The organism is Streptomyces sp. NPDC001668 (genome assembly GCF_042893155.1).
In the GTDB taxonomy this organism is placed as follows: domain Bacteria; phylum Actinomycetota; class Actinomycetes; order Streptomycetales; family Streptomycetaceae; genus Streptomyces.
Genome location: NZ_JBIAUQ010000019.1, coordinates 12,723 through 33,019 on the forward strand (window position 1 = coordinate 12,723; position 20,297 = coordinate 33,019).

14 protein-coding genes and 1 tRNA gene are annotated in these 20,297 nt (G+C 71.6%); 10 read left to right on the forward strand and 5 right to left on the reverse strand.

Annotation, left to right across the window (positions count from 1 at the left end; all coding sequences use genetic code 11):
- Positions 1–61: 61 nt before the first annotated feature.
- Positions 62–2,797 carry a Tat pathway signal sequence domain protein gene (locus ACFYZ8_RS38910; RefSeq protein WP_388540467.1) on the forward strand — a complete coding sequence of 912 codons (2,736 nt, stop codon included), beginning with the start codon at positions 62–64 and terminating at the stop codon, positions 2,795–2,797.
- Between the two features lie 60 nt (positions 2,798–2,857).
- Here ACFYZ8_RS38910 and ACFYZ8_RS38915 read toward each other — a convergent pair whose 3' ends face one another.
- Entirely contained in the window at positions 2,858–5,278 is a 2,421-nt protein-coding gene (locus ACFYZ8_RS38915; RefSeq protein ID WP_388540464.1) for an SCO7613 C-terminal domain-containing membrane protein, read from the reverse strand.
- A 48-nt stretch (positions 5,279–5,326) separates the two neighbouring features.
- Between ACFYZ8_RS38915 and ACFYZ8_RS38920 the strand changes: the two genes are divergently transcribed.
- Both ACFYZ8_RS38920 and ACFYZ8_RS38925 read left to right on the forward strand, forming a co-directional pair.
- The gene (locus tag ACFYZ8_RS38920; RefSeq protein ID WP_359040122.1) at positions 5,327–5,773 is read left to right on the forward strand and encodes an SRPBCC family protein; all 447 of its coding nucleotides are present in this window, start codon (positions 5,327–5,329) and stop codon (positions 5,771–5,773) included.
- Positions 5,774–5,812: 39 nt separating this feature from the next.
- Positions 5,813–5,884 (forward strand) — tRNA-Val (locus tag ACFYZ8_RS38925).
- Between the two features lie 58 nt (positions 5,885–5,942).
- Here ACFYZ8_RS38925 and ACFYZ8_RS38930 read toward each other — a convergent pair.
- On the reverse strand, positions 5,943–6,668 hold the full coding sequence (locus ACFYZ8_RS38930; RefSeq protein WP_359040120.1) for an exonuclease domain-containing protein: 726 nt from the start codon (positions 6,666–6,668) through the stop codon (positions 5,943–5,945).
- A gap of 191 nt (positions 6,669–6,859) precedes the next feature.
- Here ACFYZ8_RS38930 and ACFYZ8_RS38935 point away from each other — a divergent pair, with 191 nt between their 5' ends.
- The 3 genes from ACFYZ8_RS38935 (at position 6,860) to thrS (ending at position 10,752) form a co-directional block, all read left to right on the forward strand.
- Positions 6,860–7,426 (forward strand): DUF4365 domain-containing protein, encoded by a 567-nt coding sequence (locus ACFYZ8_RS38935; protein WP_359040118.1) that lies wholly within the window; start codon positions 6,860–6,862, stop codon positions 7,424–7,426.
- Positions 7,423–8,685, forward strand: coding sequence for a hypothetical protein (locus ACFYZ8_RS38940; protein WP_388540460.1), 1,263 nt, complete (start codon positions 7,423–7,425; stop codon positions 8,683–8,685). The genes ACFYZ8_RS38935 and ACFYZ8_RS38940 overlap by 4 nt, the downstream gene beginning before the upstream one ends.
- Before the next feature lie 90 nt (positions 8,686–8,775).
- Positions 8,776–10,752: a threonine--tRNA ligase gene (gene thrS, locus ACFYZ8_RS38945; RefSeq protein ID WP_359040114.1), complete on the forward strand. Its 1,977-nt coding sequence runs from the start codon at positions 8,776–8,778 to the stop codon at positions 10,750–10,752.
- A 29-nt stretch (positions 10,753–10,781) separates the two neighbouring features.
- On the opposite strand, the gene ACFYZ8_RS38950 is transcribed toward thrS, so the two are convergent.
- The gene (locus ACFYZ8_RS38950; protein WP_388540498.1) at positions 10,782–11,417 is read right to left on the reverse strand and encodes a potassium channel family protein; all 636 of its coding nucleotides are present in this window, start codon (positions 11,415–11,417) and stop codon (positions 10,782–10,784) included.
- Positions 11,418–11,700: 283 nt separating this feature from the next.
- Here ACFYZ8_RS38950 and ACFYZ8_RS38955 point away from each other — a divergent pair, with 283 nt between their 5' ends.
- Complete coding sequence (locus ACFYZ8_RS38955; RefSeq protein WP_388540458.1) at positions 11,701–12,261, forward strand: HIT family protein; 561 nt, start codon at positions 11,701–11,703, stop codon at positions 12,259–12,261.
- Between the two features lie 36 nt (positions 12,262–12,297).
- On the opposite strand, the gene ACFYZ8_RS38960 is transcribed toward ACFYZ8_RS38955, so the two are convergent.
- Entirely contained in the window at positions 12,298–13,959 is a 1,662-nt protein-coding gene (locus ACFYZ8_RS38960; RefSeq protein ID WP_359040110.1) for a hypothetical protein, read from the reverse strand.
- A gap of 206 nt (positions 13,960–14,165) precedes the next feature.
- Positions 14,166–16,364 carry an elongation factor G-like protein EF-G2 gene (locus tag ACFYZ8_RS38965; protein WP_359040108.1) on the reverse strand — a complete coding sequence of 733 codons (2,199 nt, stop codon included), beginning with the start codon at positions 16,362–16,364 and terminating at the stop codon, positions 14,166–14,168.
- Positions 16,365–16,637: 273 nt separating this feature from the next.
- Here ACFYZ8_RS38965 and pgsA point away from each other — a divergent pair, with 273 nt between their 5' ends.
- From pgsA to ACFYZ8_RS38980, 3 genes are read left to right on the forward strand one after another with little or no spacing between them, the layout of a single operon-like run.
- Positions 16,638–17,378, forward strand: coding sequence for a phosphatidylinositol phosphate synthase (pgsA, locus tag ACFYZ8_RS38970; protein ID WP_359040106.1), 741 nt, complete (start codon positions 16,638–16,640; stop codon positions 17,376–17,378).
- Complete coding sequence (locus ACFYZ8_RS38975; RefSeq protein WP_388540454.1) at positions 17,375–18,292, forward strand: phosphatidylinositol mannoside acyltransferase; 918 nt, start codon at positions 17,375–17,377, stop codon at positions 18,290–18,292. The genes pgsA and ACFYZ8_RS38975 overlap by 4 nt, the downstream gene beginning before the upstream one ends.
- Positions 18,289–19,458 (forward strand): glycosyltransferase family 4 protein, encoded by a 1,170-nt coding sequence (locus ACFYZ8_RS38980; protein WP_388540452.1) that lies wholly within the window; start codon positions 18,289–18,291, stop codon positions 19,456–19,458. The genes ACFYZ8_RS38975 and ACFYZ8_RS38980 overlap by 4 nt, the downstream gene beginning before the upstream one ends.
- Positions 19,459–20,297 lie beyond the last annotated feature (839 nt).

The window sequence follows — 20,297 nt, forward strand, 5'->3', positions numbered from 1 at the left end:
CCGGCGCCGCACCTCTCCCTGTCATGCCCCTGACCAGCCTGTTCCATGGAAAGGAATGGCCATGTCCCCCATCCCCCGCAGGTCCATCCTCAAAGCCGCCGCCGTCGCCGGTGCCGCCGCGCAGTTCAGCTGGGCGCTAGGGGCCAAGGACGCACAGGCCGCGCCGAGAGCCGCCGAGGCCGACGACTCTCCCGTGACCCTGGACTGGCTGGAGGACGGCGGTCTCGGTGCCGCGCCCGGCTCCACCGTCGGTGTGCCCTGGCCCAAGGGCGTCTACCAGGAGGGCCAGAAGTTCGCGGTCCAGGACGCCGACGGCAAGGCCGTGCCGGTCCAGTCCTGGCCGATCGCCTACTGGCCCGACGGCTCGCTCAAGTGGACCGCCCACGCGGTCAGTTCGGGCAACGGCAAGCTGTCGCTGAGCGCCGGCGACGCCGCCGTGCCCGACAAGAACGTCACCGTCGACCAGAGCGGCGGCACGATCACGGTCTCCACCGGCGTCATCACCGCGAAGATCGGCAAGTCGGGCGCCACCCTCATCAAGTCGGTCACCCGCGGGTCCACCGAGATCGCCAGGAACGGGCGGCTCGTGCTGATCCGCCAGCCCGAGATCGAGGACGAGGACCAGGGCACCGTCAAGACCGAGCGCTTCGAGGGCGCCATCTCCGAGGTCACCGTCGAGCAGTCGGGGCCGGTCCGCGCGGTCGTCAAGATCGACGGCAAGCACCGCAAGGGCAACCGGAGCTGGCTGCCGTTCTCGATCCGCCTCTACTTCTACGCGGGCGCCGACTCCTTCCGCATGGTGCACACGATCACCTACGACGGCACCCAGGAGCCCGGCAAGGCGAGCGGCGACTTCATCCGCGGCCTCGGTGTCCGCTTCAGCGTGCCGATGCGCGACCAGTCCTACGACCGTCACATCCGCATCGGCGGCGAGGGCACCGGTCTGCTGCGCGAGGCCGTCAAGGGCATCACCGGACTGCGCCGCGACCCCGGTATCGCCGTGCAGGAGGCCCAGTACGCGGGCAAGAAGCTGCCCGATCCGTCCACCTGGGACCAGCGGGTCACCACCCGGCTCCAGTACATCCCCGAGTGGGGCGACTACACGCTCTCCCAGCTCTCCGCCGACGGCTTCACCGTGCGCAAGCGCACCAAGAAGGGGCACGGCTGGATCGGCGCCGGCGGCGGCAGGCGGGCCTCCGGTTTCGGGTACGTCGGCGGCGCGAGCGGCGGATTCTCCTTCGGACTGCGGGACTTCTGGGAACGGCACCCCTCCCAGCTCGACATCCGCGACGCCCAGACCGACGAGGCCGAGGTCACCCTCTGGCTCTGGTCGCCCGAGGCGCAGCCCATGGACCTGCGCTTCTACCACGACGGCATGGGCCAGGACACCTTCGCCGAACAGCTCGAAGGCCTCAACATCACCTACGAGGACTACGAGCCCGAGTTCGGCACCCCCTACGGCATCGCCCGCACCTCTGAACTGCTGTTCTGGGCGAACGAGTCCACGCCGACACCGGAGGCCCTCGCCGAACAGGTCGAGGCCGTACGGGTGTTGCCGCAGCTCGCCGCCCCGCCCAAGCAGCTCATCAAGGCGAAGGTCTTCGGCCCGGGCCTCTACTCCGAGCCCGACCGCTCGACCCCCGCCAAGGCGAAGATCGAGGACCACCTCGACTTCCTCTTCACCTACTACAAGGACCAGGTGGAGCAGCGCCGTTGGTACGGCTTCTGGGACCACGGCGACATCATGCACACCTATGACACCGTCCGGCACCAGTGGCGGTACGACATCGGCGGCTACGCCTGGGACAACTCCGAGCTCTCGCCGGACATCTGGCTGTGGATGGCGTACCTCCGCAGCGGCCGCGCGGACATCTTCCGGTTCGCCGAGTCCATGACCCGGCACACCGGCGAGGTGGACGTCTACCACCTGGGCAAGTGGGCGGGCCTCGGCACCCGGCACGGTGTGCAGCATTACGCCGACAGCGCCAAGCAGCAGCGCATCGCCAACACGACGTACCGCCGCTACTACTACTTCCTCACCGCCGACGAGCGCGTGGGCGATCTCATGCACGCCAATGTCGACTCGGACGAGACGTTCCTGGTCCTGGACCCGCTGCGCAAGGTCCGCACCGACCCGTACACGCCCGACCGGCACGCCCTGTCGATCGGCTTCGGCACGGACTGGAGCGGGCTGGTCTCGGCCTGGCTGACCGAGTGGGAGCGCAAGGGCCCCAAGTGGGAGAAGGCCAAGGCGCGCGTGCTGTCGACGATGGAGGGCATCGCCGCCCAGCCCAACGGGTTCGTGCAGGGCAGTGGGCTGTACGACCTCGACACGGGCAAGTTCGCGGTGGCCTCGGCGCCGGTGGTGGGCGTATCCCACCTGTCCGCCGTCTTCGGCCTCAACGAGCTGTGCGCCGAGCTCATCGACCTCGTCGACATGCCGAAGTTCAACGAGGCGTACTTCGACTACTGCCGGTACTTCAACGCGACCAAGGCCGAGCAGGCGGCCCGGTACGGGTCCAACTTCGGGACGCTGCTGCTGTTCCAGGGGCACTCGCGGCTCGACGCGTACGCGGCCGTGAAGACCGGGGACGCGAAGCTGGCCGCTCGGGCCTGGGACAAGTTCTACAACTCCGACGGGTACAAGGAGTCCGCGCCCTGGAAGACGGAGAAGCTGAGCGGGCCGGTCGCGTTGGTGGCGGGCAGTGAGGCGGCCTGGGTGTCGTCGAACGACACCGCGCTGTACGGGCTGGCGGCTATCGAGAACCTGGCGCTTCTCGGGGACAGGATGCCGTGACGGTTCGTGGGGAACTGCGCGGCCGTTGTAGCCGGTCGCGCAGTTCCCCACGCCCCTGTGTCAGTTCATCCTGCCCAGGTTTTCCCGTATCCGTCGGACATCCCTGAGGCGTTGCTCGTACGTCGCTCCCAGCGCGAGCAGCAGCAGGCCCGCCAGTGCCGGCGGAACCCAGCGGGGGAGGGCGTCCGTCACCTGGACGAGGTACGGGGCCAGTTCGTGCAGGGCGTCCAGGAGCAGGACCGCGCCGCCCAGCAGGAGCGGGGACTGGAGGTGGTGGCGGGCGCCCGCGAGGGTGACCACCAGCGCTGCCAGGCCGAGGAGCAGGGGGCGCGTCCAGTGGGGGTCGCCCCAGGCCGCGAAGAGGCTCGGCACGAGAGTGGCGGCCAGACCGGGGGCGTACGTCGTCCAGGACGAGGCCTGCGGGTCGCGGCGGTGACGCAGGGCGCCGACCAACAGCGCCGGGATCGTGACCGGGAGGGTGTAGGCCTCCGGTGGGGCCACGTCCCAGGCCGCCAGGCGCACCCATGTGGCCAGGACGAACAGGGCGGCGGCCGCGTAGCCGACGGGGCGGCGGTCCGCGCGGACCGCCGTACCCGCCGCGATCACCCCGCACAGCGCCAGGACCGTGGCGAGCAGGGGGAGGTCTGCCGCGGCCAGCGCGATGGCGAGCACGGCGGCCGCCGCTCCGGCCGCCTCGACCGGCACGGTGGCCTTCGAGTCGCCGAGCCGATGGGCGAGGAGAGCCGCGGCCGCGGGGATCGCCAGGACCAGCAGGGCGATGTGCGCGGGGGACCAGTGCGCGGCGGCGCCGGTCGCCACGGCGAGTGCGGCACCGTGGACGAGGGCGGCCGGGGCCGTGAAGGGGGCGAGGCGCCAGGAGGCCGCCGCGAACAGCGCGACCAGGCCGCCGAGGACGACGAGGGTCGCCGTCTGGGAGGCGAGCGCCAGGAAGGCGAGGCTCGCGGAGGTGATCAGGGCGAGGAGGAGGGCCGGGAGGCGCTGCCGTAGGAACAGCGCTGCCGTCAGGGCCGCCGCGGTTACGGCGCCCTGGACCGACAGGCCCGCGGAGTAGGGGAGTTCCAGCACGGCCGGAAGAGTGAGGACGGCGGCCCAGGCCAGGCCCAGTGCCCCTGCCAGGGCCCGTGGACGCCGGGCCGCGTCCCGTGCGGCCAGGACCAGCACGGCCGCTACGGCGGCCAGGACGACCGGTGCCGCCTCCGCGTGCGGCGGCCAGGTCACGTCGACGGTCACCGCGGTGCGGGCGTCCGACGGGGCGCCGGTCCACGCCCGCGAGGCCCAGGCGAGCGGGCCCAGCACGACGACACCGACGACGGGCAGGGCCCACAGCAGGGACAGCGCCTGTACGGCCCCGGAGGCCCAGGCCAGACCCCGCCGTACCGCCTGAGGCAGCCGGTCGAGGCGGAGCGCCGCCAACAGGGCGACGCCGAACGCCAGATGGGCCGGAACCGTCCACAGCTCGGGGAGCACCGACCGTGCCGCTCCGCCGAGGGAGGCCACCGCGAGCAGCCCGGAGGCGACGGCGAGACCGGCGGACCGGCCGTCGGCGGGCGTGGCACGGCCGGTGCCGTCGCTCTGCCACGCGGCGGTCAGCGCGATCGCGCTCGCGAGGAGAAGGAGCGCCGCCGCACGGGCGGCGGCGCTCGGACCGGAGGCTGTCCAGGTCAGCCAGCCGGCCGCCAGTACGCCCCAGGCGCCCACGCCGTACGCGCCGATCGCGGCGACCACACGCAGGGTCCTGGACGTCATCCGGAGTGCCACGGCCGTGTCGAACCCGGCCGTCACCAGGAGCGCGGCCGTGAGGCCGTACGAGCCCGCGTCGGCCGCGATCGCCCAGAAGAACAGCGGGAGTTGGGCGGCGACCAGGGCGGCCGGGTGGGGCAGGCGCAGCTCGGACGTGCGCGGCAGGAGGCCGTACGCCGTCCAGAGCCCCGCCAGCAGGGCCGAGGCGACCGCCGTGTACGGCGCCCCCGGGGTCCCGAGGAACACCGCACCGTGCAGCGCGACCGCGTCCAGGACCGTCAGAGCCAGCCCCAGGCCCGCCACCGACTCCGCCGTCGAGCGCAGCCCGCGCTTCAGCAGCGGCAGCGGCGCCGTGAGCGCGGCCACCGTGACCGCGCCGAGCACCAGCGACCGGCCGGTGATCCCGAGGTGACCCCAGCTGACCAGCGTGAACACCATCGCCGCGACGGTGAGCAGGACACCGCCGAGCACCAGGAGCACGTTCTGCACGCTCGGTGCGCTCGCCTCGGGGCGAGGGGAGGCGGCGGGCGTCGGCCCTGTCGGCTGCGGCGCCTGCCACTTCGGCTGGAGCGCGGCGACCAGCCAGGCCCGGCGGGCCAGCAACTGGCTGCGACGGGTGTCCAGTTGCCACAGCTCGGCATCGATGAGCCGCAGCTCCTCGGCCGGGGGCGGAATGTGCGTCATGCCTCGAAGTGTGGGCTGGGTCACGCCGCGGGACATGAGTACGGGTACTCAAAAGCTACTCGGATCCGATGCCAGACTCTTCTTATGGACTGGACCCGATACCGCTTCCGCAGTCTGTGGTCCCTGCCCGCGAAACCCGCCGACGTCTACGACGCGCTGGAACGCGCCGAGGAGTATCCCCGTTGGTGGCCCCAGGTGCGCGAGGTGCGACGGCTCGACGACACCAGCGGCGTGATCACCATCCGCGCCACACTGCCGTACGACCTGGTCTTCACCGCGCGGGAGGTGCGGCGCGACCCGGAGGCCGGGGTGCTGGAGATCGCCATGGAGGGAGACCTCGACGGCTGGGCGCGCTGGACGGTCACCGCGGACGGCGACGGCAGCCTCGCCCGCTACGAGCAGTTCACCGAGGTGAACAAACCACTGCTGCGGCGCTTCGCCGTACCCGGGCGGCCGGTCTTCCTGGCCAACCACCGGCTGATGATGCGCGCCGGGCGGCGGGGGCTCGTCGCCCACCTGGAAGCGGTTTGAAGGAAACCCGCGGGGACCTGTATTGTTCAGTGCGTTCCCGGGCGATTAGCTCAGTGGGAGAGCGCTTCGTTCACACCGAAGAGGTCACTGGTTCGAACCCAGTATCGCCCACCGGGAAAAGCCGGTCCGTCTCAGACGGGCCGGCTTTCTTCATGCTCGCCATGCTCGCTCACGCCGCCGCGGGCAGATCCGGGCGCAGCGGCCACGCCGGGTCCACCGACTCCTCCGAGCCGCTGCGCGCGAACCACGCCTGGAGGCCCCGGGCCTGGGCCGCGTGCCACACCGCCTGGAGGTTGTGCAGCTCCGGCGGTGCCAGCCGCTCAAGGCGGGTGGCGAAACGGCGCCCGACCGCCCGTACGACCTCCAGCGCGGCCTGTGCGTCCGCAGCCGCGTCGTGCGCGCCGTCGAGGTCGACGCCGTAGTGCTCGCACAGGTCGGTGAGGGTGCGGCGGCCCTTGCGGTAGCGGTCCAGGTGCTTGTCGAGGACCCGCGGATCCAGCACCAGCAGCGGTGCGGAATCCAGCCAGCGGTCCAGCGACGAGGCGCGGTGGCGGCGCAACTCCCGGTCCAGGATGGTCAGATCGAACGGCGCGTTCATCACCACCAGCGGACGGCCCGCCGCCGCCTGCTCCGCCAGCGCCTCGGCTATCTCCAGCATCACCGGCGCCGGCCAGCGGCCGTTGAGCTGGAGATGCTCGTCCGTCAGCCCGTGCACCGCCGTCGCCCCGGCGGGCACCGGCACACCCGGGTTGACCAGCCAACGGCTCACCCGTGGCCGGGTGCCCGCCGCGTCCTGGACGACGACGGCGGCCGACACGATCCGGTCGGTCTCGACGTCCACGCCCGTGGTCTCGGTGTCGAAAGCGGCCAGGGGCCCTTCGTACCAGCACGTCATACCTACACAACCCCTCGTTCACCCACGGCAGCTGACGCACCGTCTTCTGCCTGTTTGGTGATACCCGGGCTGTTTGCGCCGTACGCCGGAAGGACACAACAGGAGTGCGGGTCTTTGCAGTTCAGCGACCCGGAGCGGGATTCATGTGGCCCTTGTGAGGGCATGGCACTTGGCTTGGAAGGCTGTTGGTCATGGCGATAGCGCAGCCCGAGCGGGGCGGGCTGCTGCCCGAACGCACGGGCCCCCTTCGCGGCACGCTCGCCACCACCGCCTGCATGGAGACACTGCAGGTGGGCTATCTGCACGCCGTCGCGGCGGCGGCCGGCTGCTCGTTGTCGCAGCCCTTTCCGGACAACGGCATCGACTGGCACGTCAGTCACGGCTCGCCCGGACACACCGTCGACGACGAGGTCACCATCAAGGTGCAGCTCAAGTGCACCTACCAGGTGGCCCCCAGTCCGCCGGGCCGCTTCTTCTCCTTCACGCTCGACAACGACCACCTGCGCAAACTCGCCCGCACCCCGGTGTCCGTGCACAAGATCCTGGTGGTCATGCTCGTGCCGAGAGCCCAGGACGACTGGCTGCGCGCCAGCCACGACCGCCTGGACCTGCGGCACTGCTGCTACTGGGTCAACCTGGCCGGCCACCCCATCACCGGCCGGACCCGGACCACCGTGCGGATCCCCACCAACCGCATCTTCGACGACCGGGCGCTGTGCGAGATCATGACGCGGGTCGGGACGGGAGGCAGACCATGACCCACCGCCCGCTTCAGGAGCCACTGCGCGCGGTCCGCCCCCACCCGGAGGCCCACTGGGACCGCTCGCCGACCCCCGCCGAGGTCGACCCCGCCGTCCTGAGCGCCCTGCTGCACCGGCACGGCTGGCAGCGGCGTGGCGGCGCCCCCGGCCGCTACGGCCGCTGGACCCCGCCGGGGCCGGGCGGCGGCGGAACCAGCCTGCTCGTGCCCGAGAGCCGAGCCTTCCCCGACAGTGAGGACCTCCTCGGCGAGGCCCTCGTCGCCCTGGCCCGCAGCGGTACGCCCTCCGCGCGCGAGGTGCTGGTGGGCCTGGCCGTGCCCAGCGACGAGATCCGCTGGTGGCGGGACGTCCCGACCGGCCCCGCCGACGCCACGCCCTGGACCGTCGAGGAGCAACTGCGCTCCGCCGCCCGCCAGACCCTCCTCGCCGGGGCGCTCGCCACCCGCGCGCGGGCCGGCTACTACGGCGCCCGCCACCGTCGTACGGCGGCCGCGTCCCTGGACAACGTCCTGGTCGGCTCCGCCGCCGGGGGCCGCCGGCTCACCGCCTTCGTGCCCGTCGGCACCGGCCGCCCGCTCGCCGTCCGCCTCCACCAGGCCCTCTACGCCACGCGCGAGGCCATCGACTACCGGCGGGCCACCGGCGGCATGGACGCGTTCGACGGGGCCGTGGAGGCGGGCGTTAGCCGTGAGCTCACCGAGGCGCTGATCGCCCTCGTACGCGGCACGGAGGGCGCGCGCGTCGCCGTCGAGTGGGCACCCGCGGCCGGGGTCCCCGAAGGGTGCGCGGCGTCCTCCGAGACCGTCGAGTTCTCACCCGGCGACCTGCCCGTGCTGCGCGAGGCCGGCGCCCGCTACCTGCGCGAGGAGCCCTCCGTCGCGGTGCGGATCACCGGCACGGTGGTGCGGATGCGCAGGTCGGGGCCGCGCGGCGACGGGTCGGTACGGCTGCGGGTGATCGCAGGCGCCGAGATACCGCACGTCCGGCTGACCCTGGACGAGGAGGCGTACCGGATCGCCGGGCACGCCCACCTCGTCGGGCTTCCGGTGCGGGTCCACGGCAGGCTGGAGAGCCGCGGCGGCTTCCGCAGGCTCACCGGGGCCACGGGCATGGTGCCCGTGCAGGTGGACGAGGCCGAGCGGGACCGGCTGATGAAGTCCCTCCAGGAGAATCTCGACTTCTTCGAGGAGGCCTGCGAGGGGTCGTACGAGGAATCCCGCGAGGAGTCCTACGAGGAGTCCTGCGAAGGGGACTGATTTCGCGGAGGTGGGTGCCGGGTCGGTACGATCCCCTATTGCGCGCGCTCCCGGTATGGCGCCGCATCCACCTTCAGTCAGGAGAGACCGGTGTCAGACGTCCGTGTGATCATCCAACGCGATTCCGAGCGGGAAGAGCGCGTGGTGACGACGGGCACTACGGCCGCCGAGCTCTTCGCCGGCGAGCGCTCGATCGTCGCCGCGCGCGTGGGGGGCGAGCTCAAGGACCTCGCTTACCAGCTGAGCGACGGCGAGACCGTCGAAGCCGTCGAGATCTCCTCCGAGGACGGTCTCAACATCCTGCGCCACTCCACCGCGCACGTGATGGCCCAGGCCGTCCAGGAGCTGTTCCCCGAGGCCAAGCTGGGTATCGGCCCGCCGGTCAAGGACGGCTTCTACTACGACTTCGACGTCGAGAAGCCGTTCACGCCCGAGGATCTCAAGGCCATCGAGAAGAAGATGCAGGAGATCCAGAAGCGGGGGCAGAAGTTCTCCCGCCGTGTGGTGACCGACGAGGCGGCCCGTGAGGAACTCTCGGACGAGCCGTACAAGCTCGAACTGATCGGCCTCAAGGGCTCGGCCTCCTCCGACGACGGCGCCGACGTCGAGGTCGGCTCAGGTGAGCTGACGATCTACGACAACCTGGACGCCAAGACCGGCGAACTGTGCTGGAAGGACCTGTGCCGCGGTCCCCACCTGCCGTCGACCCGGAACATCCCGGCGTTCAAGCTGATGCGCAACGCGGCCGCCTACTGGCGCGGCAGCGAGAAGAACCCGATGCTCCAGCGCATCTACGGCACCGCGTGGCCCACCAAGGACGAGCTGAAGGCGCACCTGGACTTCCTCGCCGAGGCCGAGAAGCGCGACCACCGCAAGCTGGGCTCCGAGCTCGACCTGTTCTCCATCCCGGAGCAGATCGGCTCCGGCCTCGCCGTCTTCCACCCCAAGGGCGGCATCATCCGCCGGGTCATGGAGGACTACTCGCGCCGCCGCCACGAGGAGGAGGGCTACGAGTTCGTCTACACCCCGCACGCGACGAAGGGGAAGCTCTTCGAGCAGTCCGGGCACCTGGACTGGTACGCCGACGGCATGTACCCGCCCATGCAGCTCGACGAGGGCGTGGACTACTACCTCAAGCCCATGAACTGCCCGATGCACAACCTGATCTTCGACGCGCGCGGCCGCTCCTACCGCGAACTGCCGCTGCGCCTGTTCGAGTTCGGGACCGTGTACCGGTACGAGAAGTCGGGCGTGGTGCACGGCCTCACGCGTGCGCGTGGCTTCACGCAGGACGACGCGCACATCTACTGCACCCGTGAGCAGATGTCGGAGGAGCTCGACAAGACGCTCACCTTCGTCCTCGGGCTGCTGCGCGACTACGGTCTGACCGACTTCTACCTGGAGCTGTCCACCAAGGACCCGGAGAAGTTCGTCGGCTCCGACGAGGTCTGGGAGGAGGCGACCGAGACGCTGCGCCAGGTCGCCGAGAAGCAGGGCCTGCCCCTCGTGCCCGACCCGGGCGGCGCCGCCTTCTACGGCCCGAAGATCTCCGTCCAGACCAAGGACGCGATCGGCCGCACCTGGCAGATGTCGACGATCCAGCTCGACTTCAACCTGCCGGAGCGCTTCGAGCTGGAGTACACCTCGCCCGACGGCTCCAAGCAGCGTCCGGTCATGATCCACCGCGCGCTGTTCGGCTCCATCGAGCGGTTCTTCGCGGTGCTCCTGGAGCACTACGCGGGCGCGTTCCCGGCGTGGCTGGCCCCGGTCCAGGCGGTCGGCATCCCGATCGGTGACACGCACGTCGAGTACCTGGAGAAGTTCGCCGCGGCGGCCAGGAAGCAGGGGCTGCGCGTCGAGGTCGACTCCTCGTCCGACCGGATGCAGAAGAAGATCCGCAACGCCCAGAAGCAGAAGGTGCCCTTCATGGTCATCGCGGGCGACGAGGACATGGCGGGCGGCTCGGTCTCCTTCCGCTACCGCGACGGCTCGCAGGAGAACGGCATCCCGTTCGACGAGGCCATCGCGAAGATCGTGAAGGTCGTGGAGGAGCGGGCGCAGGTCTGATCTCCCGTACGGCGGGGCCCTCGGGGAGTTCAGCTCCCCGAGGGCCTCTCGTCGTCCTCCCGCGCGAACACCTGGAGCAGCCAGGACGCGAAGGTGCCGGTGACGGCGGCGAGCAACGCCATCCCGATCATCATCACGCCGACCGCGATCACGCGTCCCAGCGGGGTGACCGGGGTGACGTCGCCGTAGCCCACGGTGGTGAGGGTGGCGCAGGTCCACCAGACGGCGTCGCCGAAGGTGCGCATGGTCGTGCCGGGGGCGCCGCGTTCCTGCTGGTACACGGCGAGGGCACCGCTGAAGCCCAGCAGCAGCGTCGACAGACCGGAGTACGCGATCACACGCGCGTGCAGGGCGAGCCGGGGACGCCCGTGCCGGCGCTGCACGGCCTCGTACACCTTGACGACTCTGAGGGGCCGCAGCAGCGGCAGGAGCAGCACCACGGTGTCCAGTACGTGCGTCCGTACGAAGCGCAGCCGCTGCCTGCTGAGGCGCCAGCGCACCGCGTAGTCCACGGCGAACAGCGCCCACGCGGCCAGCGTCACCGCCAGACACAGGTCGAGCGCGGGTTGCGGCAGCCCACCGGCCAGGACGCGGAGCGCGTAGGCGGCGAGGAAGGCCAGGGAGGCGACGGCGAGGAGGACCTCGGTGCGTTGCTCCCAGCGGATCTGGCGACTGGCGGTGCCGTGGCCGTGGCCGTGGTCGTCGGTGGCGTCGGTCCGGGCGGCTGCGGTGTCGTGGCCCTTGGTCTCGTCGTCGCCGTGGGCCCGGCGCCCGGCCGTGCCCCGGCCCTCGTGATCGTCGTTGCCGCGGGCCTCGCGCGGGGCGCGCGCGTCGGCCTCGTGCCCCTCGCCGGCCCGGCCCTTGCCGCTGTCGTCGTCCACCCGCTCAGCTTGGCGCGGGCCCCTTTTCCCGCAACCCCGCCGACACGGCGCGAACGGGCGAAGTCATATGCTGCACTGCATGACGAGTGAGCCGGAGCAGCAGTTGGGAGTGGGGACGCAGGACGCGTTCCAGCGTCTGTGGACACCCCACCGGATGGCCTACATCCAGGGCGAGAACAAGCCGACCGGCCCGGGTGCCGACGACGGCTGCCCCTTCTGCGCGATTCCGGCCAAGTCCGACGAGGACGGCCTGATCGTCCGGCGCGGCCGGCTGGTGTACGCGGTGCTCAATCTGTACCCCTACACCGGCGGCCACCTGATGGTCGTGCCCTATCGCCATGTGGCCGACTACACCGACCTCACGGAGCCGGAGACGGCCGAGCTCGCCGCGCTGACCAAGCAGGCGATGACGGCTCTGCGGACGGCCTCCGGGGCGCACGGCTTCAACATCGGCATGAACCAGGGGACGGTCGCGGGCGCCGGTATCGCCGCCCACCTCCACCAGCACATCGTCCCGCGCTGGGGCGGCGACACGAACTTCATGCCGGTCGTCGGCCACACGAAGGTGCTGCCGCAGCTGCTGGGCGACACCCGCAAGATGGTGTCGGAGGCGTGGCCCAGCGAGTGATTCAGGGGGCCGGCGATCCGCGGCCCCCCTTCACACCTACGCGTCGTAGACGTCCGCCTTCCGCGGCGACACATCCTGCACCTGCGTGCTCAGGAAGCCCGCCCGCGTGCCGAACTTCTCGGTGTCCACGCCGTTCTCCGTCAGGACCCGGATCGCCGCGGAGTGCACCACCCGCAGCACCGGCGTCGCGGCGCGCAGCGCGTCGTCGGCCATGAAGCGGTGCCGCCACGGCTTGTCCGCCCAGGCGTGCCGCAGACCGAACGGCTCGGGCAGGGCGAGTGAGCCGCCGAGCCAGTTGAGCAGCGGGGGGTACCGGGTCAGGGGCGCCCGGGCGGCGAGGCGGACCACCTCGTCCGCGTCGACCAGCGGCAGCTTGATCTTCTTGGTCTCCCAGAACCTGATCTGCTTGGCGACCTCCTTCTCCTTGGCCGCCGGCTTCGAGGTGAACAGGCCGTGCACCGGCCCCAGCGCGTGCCCGGTGACCTCGATGCGCAGCGTCTCGTGCAGCACGGTCACCGTGATCAGCATGGTGAGGACCAGCTGCCCCTCCCACAGCGTCCACTGGACGCCCAGGTAGTGCCGGTCACCGCCGCCGAACTGCTGCTTGTTGCAGATGTCCTGTATCGCGTGGGACTTGACCTGGTACGCGTCCACGTCGGTGCCCCCGGGCCGGGACACCTCCTTGGCGCCCTCCGCGATCGGGGTGACGATCCAGTGCCGTACGGACGGCTTCGGGAAGCCGCCGGTGTTGATCGTGTTGCGTTCCAGCATGCGCAGCTGGTCGTGGATGGAGCGGATGACGTCCCAGCTGCGGAAGGGGTGGATCTCCCGGGTGGGATCGGCGGACACCAGGTCCTCGGCCAGCTGCCAGCTGCCCCACCGGGTGCCCATGCCGAGTATCCCCTTGGGACCGGCGTAGAAGACCGAGTTGGACTGCTGCTCGGCGCTGAGCGTGGCCAGGGACTGGCGCAACTGCTCGGCCGCGGTCTCGCCGGGGTTGCTCGGCACCGCCTCGGGCACCTTGGCGCCGACGCTGCTGCCCGCCAGCAGACTGGCCCAGCGCTCCCGCAGATCCCTCGCGGTGCGCTCGCAGATCTGCTTGGCCCAGAACCAGCCGACCACGGGGAGGACGACGCACGCGCGTGCGTACAGGCCCCAGAACCCGCTGAACGGCATCTTGAGGAGGAAGAGCACCGCGAGCCCGGCCATCGCGACGAGGAGGACCGTGGAGATCGCCCCGGCCTGCTTGTCCTCGCGCCTGGCCACGTTGGTGCGGAGTGTGAACACCAGCAGCCAGACCAGGAGTCCGGGCAGGAAGAGCACACCGCACAGCACCGTGACGGCGGTCAGCCAGTTGTCCCGGTCCCGGCGGATGTTGTTCGCCGCGAGGCAGTGCTCGACCACGACCTGCGGCTCCGCGCCGAAGGACTGGATGAGCGGCTTGCGGCCCTTGCCGAGCATGCGGGTGATCACGGCCGTGGAGAAGGCCTCACCCAGGTTCGGGCGGAAGATCTTCGCCCACTTGCGGCCGCCCTTGACGGCCGACTCGTGCCATTCGTTGTTGGCCTTGAGGATCTCCTCCACCGGATTGTCCCGATAGGCCGCCGAGGCCAGGGCGAACGTCGCCGTCTGCGCCTCGTCGCCCGTGCGCGGCACCTGCGGACCGAAGATGTCCGCGTAACCGCCGTCAACGGTCATTCCCGCCCCCGATCGCCGCCGGACTCACCCACTGCGGCCTTCCCGACTTCCTTGCTTCGCACACCTGTTGATCAGGTCATCAGCGTATCCGTACGCACTGACATTAATCGGCGGACGGCCGAAGCCGCCCGCCGATTCGGAGGGGAGCGTTCCCTAAACGTCACCCATGGGGCTCAGCACGTCACTTGTGCGGCGCCCGGTCCCAACTACGAGGCCTCGCGCGCCTCTTCACGGATCCTTTCGGCGATCTGCGGCGGCATGGGTTCGTGCCGGGCGTAGGACCGGCTGAAGCGCGCGGTGCCGTGCGACAGGGACCTGAGGTCCACCGCGTAGCGGCCGATCTCGATCTCGGGCACCTCGGCCTTGATCAGCGTGCGCCCGCCGCTGGTCTGCTCGGTGCCGAGCACCCGGCCGCGCCGTCCGGACAGGTCGCTCATCACGGCGCCCACGTAGTCGTCGCCGACCAGCACGGACACCTCGGCGACCGGCTCCAGCAGATGGATCCGCGCGTCCGCCGCGGCCTCCCTGAGGGCCAGCGCCCCGGCCGTCTGGAACGCGGCGTCCGAGGAGTCCACGGAGTGCGCCTTGCCGTCCAGCAGCGTCACCCGGACGTCGATGAGCTGGTGGCCGGTGGCGACCCCCTTGGCGGCCTGCGCGCGGACGCCCTTCTCGACGGACGGGATGAACTGCCGCGGCACCGCGCCGCCGACGACCTTGTCCACGAACTCGATGCCCGAGCCGCCGGGCAGCGGCTCCACCTCGATCTCGCAGATGGCGAACTGCCCGTGCCCGCCGGACTGCTTCACATGCCGTCCGCGCCCGCCCGCCTTGTCGGCGAAGGTCTCCCGCAGGGAGACCCGGTGCGGTACGAGGTCGACCTGGACGCCGTAGCGGTTGCGCAGCCGTTCCAGGGCCACGTCGGCGTGCGCCTCGCCCAGGCACCACAGGACGACCTGGTGGGTGTCCTGGTTCTGTTCGAGCCGCATGGTCGGGTCCTCGGCGACCAGCCGGGCCAGGCCCTGCGAGAGCTTGTCCTCGTCCGCCTTGCTGTGCGCCTGGATGGCGAGCGGCAGCAGCGGGTCGGGCATCTCCCAGGGCTCCATGAGCAGCGGGTCGTCCTTGGCCGACAGGGTGTCGCCGGTCTCCGCGCGGCTGAGCTTGGCCACGCACGCGAGGTCGCCCGCGATGCAGTGCGAGAGCTGGCGCTGCTGCTTGCCGAAGGGGGCGGACAGCGCGCCGACGCGTTCGTCGACGTCGTGGTCCTCGTGCCCGCGGTCGGCGAGCCCGTGCCCGGAGACATGGACCGTCTCGTCGGGGCGCAGGGTGCCGGAGAAGACCCGCACCAGCGAGATCCGGCCGACGTACGGGTCGGACGCCGTCTTGACGACCTCCGCGACCAGCGGCCCGTCCGTGTCGCACGCCTTGATCTCGCGCGGCTTGCCGTCGATGGTCGTCACGCCCGGCGTGGGGTGCTCGAACGGCGTCGGGAAGCCCCCGGTGATCAGCTCCAGCAGCTCGACCGTGCCGAGCCCCTGCCTGGCGCCGTCGGCCGCTGGGGCGGCGGCCAGGACCGGATGGAACACCCCGCGCGCGACCGCCCGCTCCAGGTCCTGCACGAGGGTCTTGAAGTCGATCTCCTCGCCGCCCAGATAGCGGTCCATGAGGGTCTCGTCCTCGCTCTCCGAGATGATCCCCTCGATCAGCCGGTTGCGGGCCTCCTCGATCTCCGGCAGCAGGTCCTCGCCCGGTTCGGACTCCTTGCGCTCCCCGCTCGAGTAGTCGAACAGCTTCTGCGACAGCAGGCCGGTCAGGCCGGTCACGGGCGCGTGCCCGTCGGGCCCCTGTGGGCCGTGCAGCGGCAGGTAGAGCGGGAGCACGGCGTCCGGGTCGTCGCCGCCGAAGGTCTCCGCGCAGATCCGCGTCATCTCCTCGAAGTCCGCCCGCGCGGCCTCCAGATGCGTGACGACGATCGCCCGGGGCATCCCGACGGCCGCGCACTCCTCCCACACCATGCGCGTGGAGCCGTCCACCCCGTCCGAGGCCGAGACGACGAAAAGGGCCGCGTCCGCCGCTCGCAGACCGGCCCTGAGTTCACCGACGAAGTCGGCGTATCCGGGAGTGTCCAGAAGGTTGATCTTGTACCCGTCCCATTCGACGGGCACCAGGGAGAGCTGTACGGAGCGTTGCTGCCGGTGCTCGATCTCGTCGTAGTCCGAGACGGTGCCGCCGTCCTCCACACGGCCCGCCCGGTTCACTGCTCCCGCGGTCAGCGCGAGAGCTTCCACCAAAGTCGTCTTGCCCGAACCGGAGTGGCCGACCAGCACCACATTCCGTACGGACGCGGGGTGGTCGGCCGCTGTTGCCCTGCCGGCGGCTCCGGGGTGTGCGTTCGCCTTGTCGCCCATGGCCTTGCCTCCCGTGCACGGTGAGGTCTCTGTGGGCGCGGACGTGCGGACCCGCGTGCGGTGCGGCTCCGGTGACGCCCGCGGTCCTTCGAGCTTTCCACTCCCGTCACGGCGCGTCCATACGAGTGACGCGATCGCGCCGTGACCCCGTTGCCGCGAGCCCGTGACACGGGCTCCGGGTGCCCGTCCGCCGCCCACGCGCGCGCGTGGCTACGATGGGCCAGCCGGTGGCCAGCAGGGGCCGAGCCGGCCACACCGACCGTCGGGAAGGCCATGCTGAACAAGTACGCGCGTGCATTCTTCACGCGTGTTCTCACACCGTTCGCCTCATTTCTGATCAGGAGGGGCGTCAGCCCCGACACGGTCACGCTTCTCGGCACCGCCGGAGTGGTCGCGGGCGCGCTGGTCTTCTACCCCATGGGCGAGTTCTTCTGGGGCACGGTCGTGATCACGCTGTTCGTGTTCTCCGACCTCGTCGACGGCAACATGGCCCGTCAGCTCGGCCGCTCCAGCCGCTGGGGCGCCTTCCTGGACTCCACGCTCGACCGGGTCGCCGACGGCGCGATCTTCGGCGGCTTCGCCCTCTGGTACGCCGGTGGCGGCGACGACATCGCCCTGTGCGCGGTCTCCATCTTCTGCCTGGCCAGCGGCCAGGTGGTCTCGTACACCAAGGCCCGTGGCGAGTCGATCGGGCTGCCGGTCGCCGTCAACGGCCTCGTCGAGCGCGCCGAACGCCTGGTGATCGCCCTGACCCTGGCGGGCCTCGCGGGCCTGCACAAGTTCGGCGTGCCCGGCATCCAGTACCTGCTGCCGGTCGCGCTGTGGATCGTGGCCGTCGGCAGCCTGATCACCCTGATCCAGCGGGTCGTCACGGTCCGCCGGGAGTCGGCCGAGGCGGAGGAGGCCGCCGCGGAGTCGAATGCCGCGGAGTCCAATGCCGTCGAGCCGGACGGCGCGAAGCCGGACGCCGCCGAGGGGAACTCGCAGGCGCAGGGGAGCGAGGCCGCGAAGTGAGCGCCCAGGAGCGGCTGACGGACTCGCTGTACGGCCTCGGCTGGGGCGTGGTCAAGAAGCTCCCCGAGCCGGTCGCCGTGCGCCTCGGCCGGACCATCGCCGACCTCGCGTGGAAGAAGCGCGGCAAGGGCGTCCTGCGCCTGGAGAGCAACTACGCGCGCGTGGTGCCCGACGCGAGCCCCGAGCGCCTCGCGGAGCTCTCGCGCGCGGGTATGCGGTCGTATCTGCGCTACTGGATGGAGTCCTTCCGGCTGCCCTCCTGGAGCAAGGAGCGCATAAGGACCGGCTTCGACCCCAAGGGCCTGCACCACCTCACCGACGGACTCGCCGCAGGCAAGGGCGTCATCCTCGCGCTGCCGCACATGGCCAACTGGGACCTCGCCGGCGCCTGGGTCACCACCAAGCTGGAGACGCCGTTCACCACGGTCGCCGAACGGCTGAAGCCGGAGACCCTGTACGACCGTTTCGTCGCCTACCGCGAGGGCCTCGGCATGGAGGTGCTCCCGCACAGCGGCGGCAGCGCCTTCGGCACGCTCGCCCGGCGGCTGCGCGACGGCGGCCTGGTCTGCCTGGTCGCCGAGCGCGACCTGTCCTCCTCCGGCGTCGAGGTGCAGTTCTTCGGCGAGGCCACCCGCATCCCGGCGGGCCCGGCCCTGCTGGCCCAGCAGACGGGCGCGCTGCTGCTGCCGGTGACACTCTGGTACGACGACTCGCCCGTCATGCAGGGAAGGGTGCATCCCCCGGTCCAGGTGCCAGAGACAGGTACGCGGGCCGAAAAGACGTCTGTCATGGCACAGGCGCTGGCCGATGCCTTCGCCGCAGGGATCGCCGACCACCCGGAGGACTGGCACATGCTGCAGCGTCTGTGGCTGAAGGACCTCGAGCCACGCCCGTCGGACGGGGCGCGCCCGTGAGGATCGGCATCGTCTGCCCGTACTCCTGGGACGTGCCGGGCGGCGTCCAGTTCCACATCCGCGATCTCGCCGAGTACTTCATCCGCCTCGGCCACGAGGTGTCCGTCCTCGCCCCGGCCGACGACGACACCCCACTGCCCCCGTACGTCGTCTCGGCAGGGCGCGCGGTACCGGTGCCGTACAACGGCTCGGTGGCCCGGCTGAGCTTCGGCTTCCTGTCGGCGGCACGGGTGCGCCGCTGGCTGCACGACGGAGAGTTCGACGTGGTCCACATCCACGAGCCGTCCTCGCCGTCACTCGGCCTGCTGACCTGCTGGGCCGCGCAGGGCCCGATCGTCGCCACCTTCCACACCTCGAACCCGCGCTCCCGGGTCATGCTCGCCGCGTACTCGATCCTCCAGGCCGCCCTGGAGAAGATCAGCGCCCGGATCGCCGTCAGCGAGTACGCCCGCCGCACGCTCGTCGAGCACCTCGGCGGCGACGCGGTGGTGATCCCGAACGGCGTGGACGTCGACTTCTTCGCCAAGGCCGAGCCGAAGCCGGAATGGCAGGGCGACACCATCGGCTTCATGGGCCGCATCGATGAGCCCCGCAAGGGCCTGCCGGTGCTGATGAAGGCCCTGCCCCGGATCCTCGCCGAGCGCCCGCAGACCCGGCTGCTGGTCGCCGGGCGCGGCGACGAGGAGGAGGCCGTGGAGTCGCTCCCCGAGGAGCTGCGCGCGCGCGTGGAGTTCCTCGGCATGGTCAGCGACCAGGACAAGGCCCGCTTCCTGCGCAGCGTCGACCTGTACGTCGCCCCCAACACCGGCGGCGAGAGCTTCGGGATCATCCTGGTCGAGGCCATGTCCGCGGGCGCCCCGGTGCTCGCCTCCGACCTCGACGCCTTCGCCCAGGTCCTCGACCACGGCGCGGCGGGCGAGCTCTTCGCCAACGAGGACGCGGACGCGCTGGCGGAAGCGGCGGTACGACTGCTCGGTGACCCGGCACGCCTGGCCGAACTCCGCGCGCGCGGCAGCGCCCATGTCCGGCGGTTCGACTGGTCCACCGTCGGCGCGGACATCCTGTCGGTCTACGAGACGGTGACCTCGGGCGCGGCGGCGGTGGCCGCGGCGGACGACGACCGGGGTCCGGGGCTGCGGGCACGCCTGAGGCTGGCACGGGACTGACAAGGCCGCACCGGCGGCTGGGACCGGCCGGGACTGATCGATGCCGGTGCGGCGGCGGTGCGTTGTTGCCGGGGCCGGCGGGCGAGGGAAGCGGTGTGCAGGCGCGCCGGGCGCGGGGCGGCGGCGAGTGCGGGGCAGAGTCGGCGAGGACTGGCCGTCGGGGTGGCCTTTGGCTTCGCCGGTGACAGGGCCGCCGCTGGTGTGCAGGCGCGCCGAGCGCGGACCTGGCGGGCGAGTGCGGGACAGAGCTGGCGAGGACTGGCCGGACGGTCGGCCCGCTTCGCCGACGGCGGGTCGGGCAGGCCGCTGACGCCGTCGGGGCCTGGTGGTGACAGGGCCTCCGCTGGTGTGCAGGCGCGCCGGGCGTGGAGCTGGGGCGTGAGTGCGGGACTGTGGCGGCGAGGATGCTTCGTCGGTGTGGCCAGGCGCCGGAGGGGCCGGGCCGGCCATTCGGGCGGGTCGTTTCGCGGACGGGGTTCGAGGGGGTCGCCTGACGTGTCGGTGCTGGTGCCGGTCGACGGCTGCGCTGGAGGCAAGGGCCGCCCGCCGGGCAGGCGCGCCGAGCGTGGACCTGGGGCGTGAGTGCGGGACTGTGGCGGCGAGGATGCTTCGTCGGTGTGGCCAGGCGCCGGAGGGGCCGCGCCGGCCATCCGGGCGGGGGCGTTTCGCGGACGGGGTTCGAGGGGGTCGCCTGACGTGTCGGTGCTGGTGCCGGTCGGTGGCTGCGCTGGAGACAGGTGCCGCCGCCCGAATCGCCGCCGACCCGGCGAGGCGCCGCGGGCCCGGCGCGCCGCCGACCCGGCGAGGCGCCGCGGGGCCGGCCCGGCCCCCCCAGGACG